The following is a 12519-nucleotide window of genomic DNA, read 5'->3' on the forward strand; positions in this document are numbered from 1 at the left end:
ATTAAAAAAAAGTTACCAATTAAGGTAACTTTTTAATTAGGTGCCAACCTAAGTTTAAATATAAATGAAATAAATTGATATATACAACTTACCTTTTCTAACCCCTTAGTTAAGTATTTTCATATTATACATTAATATTTAAGATTGTGGGGTTTTATCTTTTTCTTGTTTATCTAAATAATTATTTAATTTATCATATAATGTTTTTTTTTCTTTATATCTTAAATTAGAAATAATACAACAACCAAAAATTAATCCAAAAACATTTAATGCAACAAAAAGCAATAAAATACCATAAGTGTTATTTTTAAAACATAATTTTAATCCAAAATAAATAAATGCAGTTATTATTGGCAACATTATAGCAATTAGTAAAGCAATTGTACTAGGTAAATCCATTTTAACTCCTTTGTAAATTAATATTAAAATTATAACAAAGAATATTAAATTATCTATTGTTAAATATTAATTTTGTAATTTTTAAAGTTACATTTGAAATATATCTTTTACCATATCCAATTTTTTCACCAATTGCATCTCCATAAATTGATTCTATTTTTCCGAGATTTATGTAAATATTAAATTTTCAAATTAATATATTATTTTTACTTACATCTAATATATTAATACCACATGCACTATCCGTAGTAAATTCTTCTTTTATACCATAATAACTTTCAGTTAATGTAAATGTATATCCAGTAAGATTATAATTAGATAATACTGTGGAATTATAAGCATATCCAAAAGCAGAATAAGGTTGAACATTAGGAACTAATTTTCAATCTTTAACATTTTTATTTTGTAGATTTGAAAATATTAAATCTTTTAAATCAATAGTTTTACTTGTATTTTCTGTTTTTGCCGGATTAAAACTTTCTGTTGTGTTAAAATTTATACCTTGTTCATTATGTTTATTTTCAATTGTTTCAAAATTATATTCATAATAAATAGTTATGGACTTATAATATCTCTTAAAATCATTAAAACTATAAATCAATAATGTAGGGTCTAATTTTGATGTTATATTTAATACAAAATCATTAGTTTTAATTTTGTTATTATTAAATCAATCATTAGTATTATCATAAGGATTATGCGAACTATCAAAACCAATTAAAGGTATATCGGTTCCTTTATTAATTACATTAAAATTATCTGGATTAATAATTATGGTTTTAGCAATATTTTGTGGACTTGGTGGTAATATTTTTGCTGGATAACTAAATGTAGTTTCCTCACTTTCTTCATATTCATCATGATTTAATTTATACAAAGTCGTTCAATTAAAAGCATTACCAGTTAAATAACCCATATTATTATAACGAAATTGAGCAACTGATATTTCATTATAATCACCTTGATAAGTAAAAGGATTATCACTATAAAATGTATGTCTTTCTTCTCCTTGATGTAATGATTGAGTTACAATTGTATCAATAATATAAGCATAATTTGAACCATCAATAACTCCATTTCCTGTTGGATTTCATTGACAATTTTTATCTTCATTTGTAAAAGGACTTGCTATATCTAAAAACTCAGTATCTTCAGCTAAAATATAAACTTTATTATTTTTCTTTTGTGATAAATCAACTGTACTTATTTGTTCTTTTGTAGTTAATTTCTGACCAGTAGTAGGGTCTCATGGATAAACACTAACTCTATCACTTAATTTCATTGTCATAGCAGTTGTTGAAACATTTGCTCCTAATAATTTACCAATAGTAAAATCATTATCATTTGTAAATGCATTTAAAGGAATTAAACCACCATTACCAATAATACTTTCTAAATTACTTGTAAAAAATGCACTCATAAAACCATTAAAATATAACATTTTTTTATATTGTTGAGCATTTTGAGTAATAACTCAACTACTTCATATACCTAATGTTAAAGCATTTAATAATTTACCAATTAAAGGAATATCACTTAAAGCAAATGGTAATCATTGTTGACTATCATAAGGCATTTGTATTAATGGTGAAAATACTACACTATTAAAATTTAATATTGCTGACATATATTTTTGTGATATTTTTGAATAATCAACAGTTGGACTTCCTATAATTAATCCACTTTCTGGGTCTTTATATTTAAAATTACTTGACATATCAACATTATAATTACCAGTTAAATTATTTATATTTCATTCACTATCTCAAAAGAATTTTGCTTCTCCTACTGATGTACCATTACTTAATCTTGCTTTATCTTTATCAAAGGCAAGCATACCTTTAAAATCTTTTGTTACAAATAAATTATCTTGAAAATTTAATGAAGTTTTTAATCATTCTGTAAAATTTTTAAAATTAGTAAATCCAGTTGGTTTTGCATCCATAATATTATAAAATGTAGTTTCTGGATGACTACTTGTTGTTATTTTATCATTTATACCAGCAAGTAAACCACCATTATTTTTAATATCAGTTGTAGATTTTTCATTATTACCAGCAATAAATAATCTTCTTGAAGCAAATACTTTACTTTCAAATATTTCTTCTGTTCCTTGTTGAATAGGTTCTTGACCTTGAATAATAGGTCTACCATAATAATAACAACTTGTTAATAATTCTAATCCATAACTTTGTCTATGACTATAACGTACACCAATATCACGCATTAAAGTACGATTTAATGTTACTTTTCCTTGTTGAATAGTAGGGAAAGCATAACCACTACCAGGACTTGCATATTGTACAAAATCAAGTGTATTTTGACCACTAGAAACTACTCTATCATTTAAACTACTAAAAGTTAATACTTGCATACTAAATGCACCATTATAAACAAACTAATGTAGAAGGAGTTAATGAAAATGCCAAATGACACCATTGTACAATCAAATAATTATACTTTATTAAAAATAATTCGTTCTTCAATTAGTCCATTATCAGCAATGATAGGTATAAGTGCTTATTATGGTCAAGTAATAGATAATCCAATATTAGGTTCAATTAATAGTTTATTATTTGGTAAAAAATTAGGTGTAGATATATGAAATTTAAATCAAAGACCTTCTGTTAAAAATAAATTAATTAATAGTTCTAAAAAAATATTATTAGGTTTAGGGACAATTGGTTTAATTAATTATGCAAAATTTACTAATAATGATATTAATCCTAATCCAACAGAAAATCCAATAACTCCTACAACAATTAATCCATTTCCAGATAATTTATTATTTAGTAATAATAGAACTGATAATCATTTAATAGATTGAGATACGTATATTAGTTTAAATGTTTATGGTGTTTCAAATATTATTAATGGAATTACTGAATTAATACCAAATAGATTTGAAAATATTCGTAAAATAGCAAATATGGTCACCGGTGGATGTTTAATATCAAGCGGTGTAGCAATGGGTATAAATAATGATTTTAATAATGCTTATGCAGTCCCTACCATAATTGCTGGTGCAAGTGAAATTATTCATAATTTGTTACCTATAGAAACTAATCATAATGAAGAAATGCAAGAAATACCATTTAATAATGAAACTGCAAGATTAATTAATGATAATAGATTTACTATTAATAGTGAAACTGCAAGTCAATATTATGGTAGTGATAATATGAGTGAAGTTCCATTAAATCACGATAATGCTTTATTAAATTGAGATTATAATCACATGAGTTTATAATGAATCCTTTAATTATTGAATGAATATACAATGCTTTAGTAAGTAATGATATTAAATTAGCATTAATAAATACTTTAAAAACTTATTATAAAAATCAATCATTAAAAGCAGTATTTGATAGTGAAAATATTAGTGAAAAAGAAATACATCAACCATATAGTGTTTTTAATCCAAATATACTTAAAAAATTAACAAGTATATTAAAACCAACTGAATTATCTATATTACAAAATGAAATTAATAAATTTAAAAATCCAATAAATAGTTTTAAAAATTCTATTATGCCAACAGAAATTAGAACTGTTAAAAATTATGTAAATAAATTTGATAATTTACTTAAAGAAAATGAAGAAGAAATACCAAATAATGCATGAGAAGTATTATCAAGTTCATGATTTAAAAAAGGAAGATTTATTGTTGATAATAAAAATTTAAAAATTGGAACTTTAACAACATTATTTCAAAGTGATAATGATAAAAGACAAATATGATATGGTCCATATACTTATCCAATATTTCCACAAGAAATATGAATATTAATGACACAAGCTAAAGGTAAAAATGGTTCTGGTGCTGGAACAATATTTTGAAAATTTTGAAATAGAAAATGATTACCAAGTCAATTAAGAAAATATGTTAAAAGTGAATTAGCAAAAAAAGGTAAATATTATGGTTCACAAGATACTAGTGTAATTTATCCTAATAATATTAATGTACAAAAAACTATGCTGGAATGGCAACCTTTTTTAGGACTATTTTTTGGTAGACATTTGTTTTTGATAATTAACTGGAGTTAAGTAGTTTAAAGTGCTGTGAATTCTTATGTTGTTATATCAATTGATGTAATCAAATAATTCTAATTTTAATTGGATTAATGATGTAAAATTTTTATCATTAATAAATTCGGTTTTGAAAGTTTTAAAGGTTGCTTCAGCAACAGCGTTATCATAAGGACAACCTTTTTTGCTTAAAGAGCGATTAATATTGAATGCTAGTAAAAGTTTATCAATAATTTTATTATTAAATTCATTACCGCGATCACTATGAAATATTTGAATATCTTTTAAACAGCGATTTGAGTGCATAAATGCTTGATATACTAATGATGCATCTTTTTTAGTACCTACACTATGTCCAATTATTTCGCGGTTAAATAGGTCAATTAATAAACAAATATAGTTTCACTTACCATTTACTTGAACATAAGTTAAATCACTAACAATAACTTCATTTTTAACTCTATTATTAAAGTTTCTATCAACAAGATTGTTTATTGGACTATCGTTAACTTTGTTATTATGATTTTTGTATGATAATTTAGTGTATTTTGATATTAAATTATGTTTATTCATAATTTCTTTAATTTTTCGTCTTGATAAATAAATTTCTTGGTTTTCTAGAATGACTTTTAATCTTCTAGTACCATAAACTTCTTTATTTTCTTTAAAAGCACTAATAACAGCTTCATCATAAATATTATTTTTGATTTTATTTTCTTTTTTCTTTAAATTAAAATAATATGTTGATTTAGAGATTTTTAAAAAATGACACATTGTGCGAATTTTATATTTAGATTTATTTTTGACAATAATTTCTATTTTCTGCCTATTATTAGTGCTGCTTGCTTTAAAATATCATTTTCCATTCTTAATTGTTTTAATTCTTTTCTTAATTTAATTAATTCATTTTCTTCAAAAGAACGATTATCTTTAGTTTTAAAACTACCTGAATTAGTAAATTGCTTAATTCAATTGTAAGTAGCTGCTCTTGTAACATTATATTCTTTAGCAAGGCAAGATACTGGAATGGCAACCTTTTTTAGGACTATTTTTTGGTAGACATTTGTTTTTGATAATTAACTGGAGTTAAGTAGTTTAAAGTGCTGTGAATTCTTATGTTGTTATATCAATTGATGTAATCAAATAATTCTAATTTTAATTGGATTAATGATGTAAAATTTTTATCATTAATAAATTCGGTTTTGAAAGTTTTAAAGGTTGCTTCAGCAACAGCGTTATCATAAGGACAACCTTTTTTGCTTAAAGAGCGATTAATATTGAATGCTAGTAAAAGTTTATCAATAATTTTATTATTAAATTCATTACCGCGATCACTATGAAATATTTGAATATCTTTTAAACAGCGATTTGAGTGCATAAATGCTTGATATACTAATGATGCATCTTTTTTAGTACCTACACTATGTCCAATTATTTCGCGGTTAAATAGGTCAATTAATAAACAAATATAGTTTCACTTACCATTTACTTGAACATAAGTTAAATCACTAACAATAACTTCATTTTTAACTCTATTATTAAAGTTTCTATCAACAAGATTGTTTATTGGACTATCGTTAACTTTGTTATTATGATTTTTGTATGATAATTTAGTGTATTTTGATATTAAATTATGTTTATTCATAATTTCTTTAATTTTTCGTCTTGATAAATAAATTTCTTGGTTTTCTAGAATGACTTTTAATCTTCTAGTACCATAAACTTCTTTATTTTCTTTAAAAGCACTAATAACAGCTTCATCATAAATATTATTTTTGATTTTATTTTCTTTTTTCTTTAAATTAAAATAATATGTTGATTTAGAGATTTTTAAAAAATGACACATTGTGCGAATTTTATATTTAACTTTATTTTTGACAATAATTTCTATTTTCTGCCTATTATTAGTGCTGCTTGCTTTAAAATATCATTTTCCATTCTTAATTGTTTTAATTCTTTTCTTAATTTAATTAATTCATTTTCTTCAACAGAACGATTATCTTTAGTTTTAAAACTACCTGAATTAGTAAATTGCTTAATTCAATTGTAAGTAGCTGCTCTTGTAACATTATATTCTTTAGCAAGGCAAGATACTGATTTGCCACTTTGATATAAAGCTACTATTTGTTTTTTAAATTCATCGGTATATGAGTTAATATTGGCCATAATTATAGTTCCTTTCTTTGTTCACTTGTCTACGTAATTAGTGTACAATAAAGTGGAATGGCAACCCTTTTTAGGACTATTTTTTGGTAGACATTTGTTTTTGATAATTAACTGGAGTTAAGTAGTTTAAAGTGCCGTGAATTCTTATGTTGTTATATCAATTGATGTAATCAAATAATTCTAATTTTAATTGGATTAATGATGTAAAATTTTTATCATTAATAAATTCGGTTTTGAAAGTTTTAAAGGTTGCTTCAGCAACAGCGTTATCATAAGGACAACCTTTTTTGCTTAAAGAGCGATTAATATTGAATGCTAGTAAAAGTTTATCAATAATTTTATTATTAAATTCATTACCGCGATCACTATGAAATATTTGAATATCTTTTAAACAGCGATTTGAGTGCATAAATGCTTGATATACTAATGATGCATCTTTTTTAGTACCTACACTATGTCCAATTATTTCGCGGTTAAATAGGTCAATTAATAAACAAATATAGTTTCACTTACCATTTACTTGAACATAAGTTAAATCACTAACAATAACTTCATTTTTAACTCTATTATTAAAGTTTCTATTAACAAGATTGGTTATTTGACTATCATTGACTTTATTATGATAATTTTTGAATGATAATTTAGTGTATTTTGATATTAAATTATGTTTATTCATAATTTCTTTAATTTTTCGTCTTGATAAATAAATTTCTTGGTTTTCTAGAATGACTTTTAATCTTCTAGTACCATAAACTTCTTTATTTTTTTTAAAAGCACTAATAACAGCTTGTTCATAAATATTATTTTGAATTTTATTTTTTTTCTTTAAATTAAAATAATATGTTGATTTAGAGAGTTTTAAAAAATGACACATTGTGCGAATTTTATATTTAGATTTATTATTTGCAATAATCTCTACTTTCTGCCTATTATTAGTGCTGCTTGCTTTAAAATATCATTTTCCATTCTTAATTGTTTTAATTCTTTTCTTAATTTAATTAATTCATTTTCTTCAACAGAACGATTATCTTTAGTTTTAAAACTACCTGAATTAGTAAATTGCTTAATTCAATTGTAAGTAGCTGCTCTTGTAACATTATATTCTTTAACAAGGCAAGATACTGATTTGCCACTTTGATATAAAGCTACTATTTGTTTTTTAAATTCATCGGTATATGAGTTAATATTGGCCATAATTATAGTTCCTTTCTTTGTTCACTTGTCTATGTAATTAGTGTCCAATAAAGTGTAACCCATCCAAGAATTGAAAATGGAGAATTTGACTAATGATAATATTACCTACTTTGTTTGAAAATAAAGATGAAATCGAAGTATTATCACCATTTCCCAAATCAATTCATACCAGTAATGATATTAGAACAATTATTTTAAGAGAATATCCAAATGTTAAATCAAAACACATAATTGTTTCTGATCCCGAAGGTAATGCTGCATTAATAGTTGGTGATAATGATGTTTATCAAGGTTGAATTAAAGTAACAGTTAAAAAATTAGAAATTAAAGGACAATAAAATGATTAATAATTATGAATGACTATGATATTGTGATAGTTATGGTTGTAAAAATAACAATAGTAATCAAGAAATATATGTTTGCTCAATTAAAAAAGATAAAAAATTAGGATTATGTAAAACTCATTTTAATAATTACAAAAATATAACAATTGATTATGTTATCAAAATTAAAGGAGAATAGAAAATGACAATATTCAAATTAGACTTAATAAATAAAAAATTAGAAAAATAAGATGAAAATCATCAAAAATGGGAAAAAATTAAAAACAAGGAGAATAAAAATGGAAACAAATAATTATACTTTAACTAAATTAATTAGAACTGGAATAAGTCCAATTTGTGCAATGATTGGTACAAGTGCTTATTATGGTCAAGTAATTGCAAATCCAGTATTAGGTTCAATTAATAGTTTATTATTTGGTAAAAAGTTAGGTTTAGATATATGAAATTTAAATCAAAGACCAAATACTAAAACTAAATTAATTAATAGTTCTAAAAAAATATTATTAGGTTTAGGAAAAATTGGTTTAGCAAATTATAGTAAATGAACAGAAAGTAATATTAGTCCTATTATTCCAACAACACCAATTCCAATAACTACTACAACTACAACAGAAGGTCCGCCATGATTACTATTAGATAAACAAGAACATCAGTCATTAATGGATTGAGATACATATATTTCATTAAATGCTTATGGTATTTCAAATCTTATTAGTGGATTAACTGAGTTAATACATAATAAATTTGAAGCAATAAGAAAGATTTGTAATATGGCAACTGGTGGATGCTTAATATCAAGTGGTGTAGCAATGGGTATAAATAATGATTTTAATAATGCTTATGCAATTCCTACTATTGTTGCTGGTGGAAGTGAAATAATCCATAATTTACTACCTATGGAAACTACACATCATAATGAAGAAATGCAAGAAACATCATTTAATGATGAAACTGCAAGATTAGTAAATGATAATAGATTCACAATTAATAGTGAAACAACCAGTCAATATGGTAGTGATAATATGAGCGAAGTACCATTAAATCATGATAATGCTTCATTAAATTGAGATTATAATCACATGAGTTTATAAAGGAGGTGAATAATTTATGAATAAAGAAAAAATAATTGAATATTATAATCAGGAAATAAAAACATATAAAGAAAGAATAGAAGAATTCAATAAAGAAATATCTGTATTAGTAGAAATTATAAGTAATTCACAATCAATGATTGAAAGAATTAATGGTGGTCAATTTGATGAATAATTAAAAATGGCTTTTCTCCCTTTATGTACTATTTTAATTTTATCACATAAATGCTTAGAAAAGCCTATCTACGGACTTCTCCCCACATTTTTAAATCAAACATAGAATTACAGTTTCAAAACTAGGTATCTTGTTGAATTTATATGCAGCTTCTTTAGCATATAAATGAACATGATGTTTTGCAACTTTGATATGTGTTTTAAATGTTCTTCTTATATGTTTTCAAACTGATTCAATTTGGTTGGTATTTACACCAATTTTTGAAACATAGCCATCTTGATGGTTAACTGTTTCATGCTTAGTGAAAACTGATTTAAAATCGCAATATCCTTTTCAAGAATCAGTATATACAAGACATTTTGAAGAAATGTGGTTTTTTGCAAACTGCAAAAGATTTTTACTCTTTGCGTTTTTCAATACTTTCACAATTAAATTATTGGTTGTTTTTTGATAAATGCCAACAATCAAATTTTTATTCACCAAGGATCTTCCTTGTTTTTTAAAACCCATATGTGAAAGATACATTTCATCAATTTGCACTGTACCTTCAACAATAAATTGAGGTTTTTGTTTTGCAATACGTGTTCTGATCTTATGAGTCATTCTTCAAGCAGTTTTCAAAGTCACTCCCAATTCTTTTGCAATATCTGTTGATGGAATTCCATGTTTGGTGTTTATTCATCTAAAGATAAGATAAAACCAAGATGTTAAAGATGTTTGTGACCTTGAAAATATGGTGCCTGTGAGAATGCTAAATGTTTGATTACATTTTAAACATCTCATTCTTTTTAAATCAGAAGTATTCAAATTAAAATTAAAACACCTAATACATTTGTTTTCTTTCAAATTTGCTATATATGCAAGACATTGCTGTTCAGTTTGAAAAGCATTTTTGAATTCATTCAGTTTCATTATTCCCTCCACAAGTACATGTGGGGAGAAGTCCGTTAAAAATAAACAATTGAAAGGAAAATATTCAGATGAAAGAATTTTTACATGAATTAATAATTATTGGAACAAGTGTTGGAACATTAATTTGCAGAGAAATTATTGTTTTATTAAAAAGATTTATCACAACTCCAAAATATGTTAGAGCAAATAACAAAAGGCTTTTCTCCCTTTATGTACTATTTTAATTTTATCACATAAATGCTTAGAAAAGCCTATCTACGGACTTCTCCCCACATTTTTAAATCAAACATAGAATTACAGTTTCAAAACTAGGTATCTTGTTGAATTTATATGCAGCTTCTTTAGCATATAAATGAACATGATGTTTTGCAACTTTGATATGTGTTTTAAATGTTCTTCTTATATGTTTTCAAACTGATTCAATTTGGTTGGTATTTACACCAATTTTTGAAACATAGCCATCTTGATGGTTAACTGTTTCATGCTTAGTGAAAACTGATTTAAAATCGCAATATCCTTTTCAAGAATCAGTATATACAAGACATTTTGAAGAAATGTGGTTTTTTGCAAACTGCAAAAGATTTTTACTCTTTGCGTTTTTCAATACTTTCACAATTAAATTATTGGTTGTTTTTTGATAAATGCCAACAATCAAATTTTTATTCACCAAGGATCTTCCTTGTTTTTTAAAACCCATATGTGAAAGATACATTTCATCAATTTGCACTGTACCTTCAACAATAAATTGAGGTTTTTGTTTTGCAATACGTGTTCTGATCTTATGAGTCATTCTTCAAGCAGTTTTCAAAGTCACTCCCAATTCTTTTGCAATATCTGTTGATGGAATTCCATGTTTGGTGTTTATTCATCTAAAGATAAGATAAAACCAAGATGTTAAAGATGTTTGTGACCTTGAAAATATGGTGCCTGTGAGAATGCTAAATGTTTGATTACATTTTAAACATCTCATTCTTTTTAAATCAGAAGTATTCAAATTAAAATTAAAACACCTAATACATTTGTTTTCTTTCAAATTTGCTATATATGCAAGACATTGCTGTTCAGTTTGAAAAGCATTTTTGAATTCATTCAGTTTCATTATTCCCTCCACAAGTACATGTGGGGAGAAGTCCGTAACAAAATTATAAAACATCAAAAAAAATTAGCAAAATTAAATGAAAAAATTAATAAAGAAAATAAATAATAAAGGGTGATGTAAATGTTAGAAAATGAAGATAATGTTCAACAAACAACTGAACCTTTAACTGAAAATAATGCTCAACAAGAAATAAAAAATAAAGTTAATGAAGCAGAAAATAAGTTAAATAAACTTAATCAAGAAATTGAAGAAAAAGAAATAATTAATATATTTAAAAAATATCAAGTTAAAACTGAATTTTATGATTATTTAAAATTTAAAACTAATAATTTAGAAAATTCAAAAATTGAAGAAACTATTAAAAAAATGATTAAAGAACAACCAGTATTTAAAAAAACAATTAATACAGGTGGCAATAAACAAATAATTATTAATAATAAAACAAATGATAAAGAAAATTTTTTAATTAATTATGGCTTTTCTCCCTTTATGTACTATTTTAATTTTATCACATAAATGCTGAGAAAAGCCTATCTACGGACTTCTCCCCACATTTTTAAATCAAACATAGAATTACAGTTTCAAAACTAGGTATCTTGTTGAATTTATATGCAGCTTCTTTAGCATATAAATGAACATGATGTTTTGCAACTTTGATATGTGTTTTAAATGTTCTTCTTATATGTTTTCAAACTGATTCAATTTGGTTGGTATTTACACCAATTTTTGAAACATAGCCATCTTGATGGTTAACTGTTTCATGCTTAGTGAAAACTGATTTAAAATCGCAATATCCTTTTCAAGAATCAGTATATACAAGACATTTTGAAGAAATGTGGTTTTTTGCAAACTGCAAAAGATTTTTACTCTTTGCGTTTTTCAATACTTTCACAATTAAATTATTGGTTGTTTTTTGATAAATGCCAACAATCAAGGTTTTATTCACCAAGGATCTTCCTTGTTTTTTAAAACCCATATGTGAAAGATACATTTCATCAATTTGCACTGTACCTTCAACAATAAATTGAGGTTTTTGTTTTGCAATACGTGTTCTGATTTTATGAGTCATTCTTCAAGCAGTTTTCAAAGTCACTCCCAATTCTTTTGCAA

15 protein-coding genes are annotated in these 12519 nt (G+C 24.6%); 7 read left to right on the forward strand and 8 right to left on the reverse strand.

Annotated elements, in window-relative coordinates:
* Window positions 1-138: 138 nt before the first annotated feature.
* Both AACL02_RS01790 and AACL02_RS01795 read right to left on the reverse strand, forming a co-directional pair.
* Window positions 139-399, reverse strand: a complete 261-nt coding sequence (locus tag AACL02_RS01790) for a hypothetical protein (RefSeq protein ID WP_338978638.1) — start codon at window positions 397-399, stop codon at window positions 139-141.
* A gap of 49 nt (window positions 400-448) precedes the next feature.
* Window positions 449-2773, reverse strand: coding sequence for a hypothetical protein (locus AACL02_RS01795; protein WP_339042444.1), 2325 nt, complete (start codon window positions 2771-2773; stop codon window positions 449-451).
* A 48-nt stretch (window positions 2774-2821) separates the two neighbouring features.
* Between AACL02_RS01795 and AACL02_RS01800 the strand changes: the two genes are divergently transcribed.
* Window positions 2822-3649 carry a hypothetical protein gene (locus AACL02_RS01800; RefSeq protein ID WP_339042446.1) on the forward strand — a complete coding sequence of 276 codons (828 nt, stop codon included), beginning with the start codon at window positions 2822-2824 and terminating at the stop codon, window positions 3647-3649.
* On the forward strand, window positions 3649-4446 hold the full coding sequence (locus tag AACL02_RS01805) for a hypothetical protein (protein WP_339042448.1): 798 nt from the start codon (window positions 3649-3651) through the stop codon (window positions 4444-4446). The genes AACL02_RS01800 and AACL02_RS01805 overlap by 1 nt, the downstream gene beginning before the upstream one ends.
* On the opposite strand, the gene AACL02_RS01810 is transcribed toward AACL02_RS01805, so the two are convergent.
* The 3 genes from AACL02_RS01810 to AACL02_RS01820 all read right to left on the reverse strand — a co-directional run bounded on the left by AACL02_RS01810 (window position 4402) and on the right by AACL02_RS01820 (window position 7788).
* On the reverse strand, window positions 4402-5322 hold the full coding sequence (locus tag AACL02_RS01810) for an IS3 family transposase (protein ID WP_339043495.1): 921 nt from the start codon (window positions 5320-5322) through the stop codon (window positions 4402-4404). The genes AACL02_RS01805 and AACL02_RS01810 overlap by 45 nt on opposite strands.
* Window positions 5323-5473: 151 nt before the next feature.
* Window positions 5474-6594, reverse strand: a protein-coding gene (locus AACL02_RS01815) for an IS3 family transposase (protein ID WP_339040217.1) whose coding sequence is annotated in 2 segments (ribosomal slippage) — window positions 5474-6351 and window positions 6351-6594 — 1122 coding nt in all. Because the reading frame shifts where the segments join, the coding sequence is not laid out codon by codon here.
* 76 nt (window positions 6595-6670) lie between these two features.
* Window positions 6671-7788 (reverse strand): IS3 family transposase gene (locus AACL02_RS01820; RefSeq protein ID WP_422397815.1). Its coding sequence is split into 2 segments (ribosomal slippage): window positions 6671-7518 and window positions 7518-7788, totalling 1119 coding nucleotides; the frame shifts between segments, so codons are not numbered across the junction.
* Window positions 7789-7880: 92 nt separating this feature from the next.
* Between AACL02_RS01820 and AACL02_RS01825 the strand changes: the two genes are divergently transcribed.
* The 3 genes from AACL02_RS01825 (at window position 7881) to AACL02_RS01835 (ending at window position 9398) form a co-directional block, all read left to right on the forward strand.
* Window positions 7881-8126: a hypothetical protein gene (locus tag AACL02_RS01825; RefSeq protein WP_339042450.1), complete on the forward strand. Its 246-nt coding sequence runs from the start codon at window positions 7881-7883 to the stop codon at window positions 8124-8126.
* Between the two features lie 284 nt (window positions 8127-8410).
* A complete protein-coding gene (locus AACL02_RS01830) occupies window positions 8411-9223 on the forward strand; it encodes a hypothetical protein (RefSeq protein WP_339042452.1) in 813 nt (270 codons plus the stop codon).
* 16 nt (window positions 9224-9239) lie between these two features.
* Window positions 9240-9398: a hypothetical protein gene (locus AACL02_RS01835; protein ID WP_281749444.1), complete on the forward strand. Its 159-nt coding sequence runs from the start codon at window positions 9240-9242 to the stop codon at window positions 9396-9398.
* Between the two features lie 90 nt (window positions 9399-9488).
* On the opposite strand, the gene AACL02_RS01840 is transcribed toward AACL02_RS01835, so the two are convergent.
* Complete coding sequence (locus AACL02_RS01840; protein ID WP_339042454.1) at window positions 9489-10310, reverse strand: IS1595 family transposase; 822 nt, start codon at window positions 10308-10310, stop codon at window positions 9489-9491.
* Between AACL02_RS01840 and AACL02_RS01845 the strand changes: the two genes are divergently transcribed.
* Window positions 10256-10534: a hypothetical protein gene (locus tag AACL02_RS01845; RefSeq protein WP_339042456.1), complete on the forward strand. Its 279-nt coding sequence runs from the start codon at window positions 10256-10258 to the stop codon at window positions 10532-10534. The genes AACL02_RS01840 and AACL02_RS01845 overlap by 55 nt on opposite strands.
* A 53-nt stretch (window positions 10535-10587) precedes the next feature.
* Here AACL02_RS01845 and AACL02_RS01850 read toward each other — a convergent pair whose 3' ends face one another.
* Window positions 10588-11280 (reverse strand): IS1595 family transposase, encoded by a 693-nt coding sequence (locus AACL02_RS01850; RefSeq protein WP_339043437.1) that lies wholly within the window; start codon window positions 11278-11280, stop codon window positions 10588-10590.
* 249 nt (window positions 11281-11529) lie between these two features.
* On the opposite strand from AACL02_RS01850, the gene AACL02_RS01855 reads away from it, so the two are divergent.
* Entirely contained in the window at window positions 11530-11925 is a 396-nt protein-coding gene (locus AACL02_RS01855) for a hypothetical protein (protein WP_339042458.1), read from the forward strand.
* Window positions 11926-11965: 40 nt separating this feature from the next.
* Here AACL02_RS01855 and AACL02_RS01860 read toward each other — a convergent pair whose 3' ends face one another.
* Entirely contained in the window at window positions 11966-12502 is a 537-nt protein-coding gene (locus tag AACL02_RS01860) for an IS1595 family transposase (protein WP_281748497.1), read from the reverse strand.
* Window positions 12503-12519: the final 17 nt, after the last annotated feature.

Source organism: Spiroplasma endosymbiont of Apeira syringaria (genome assembly GCF_964020205.1).
Lineage (GTDB): Bacteria > Bacillota_I > Bacilli_A > Mycoplasmatales > VBWQ01 > Spiroplasma_E > Spiroplasma_E ixodetis_A.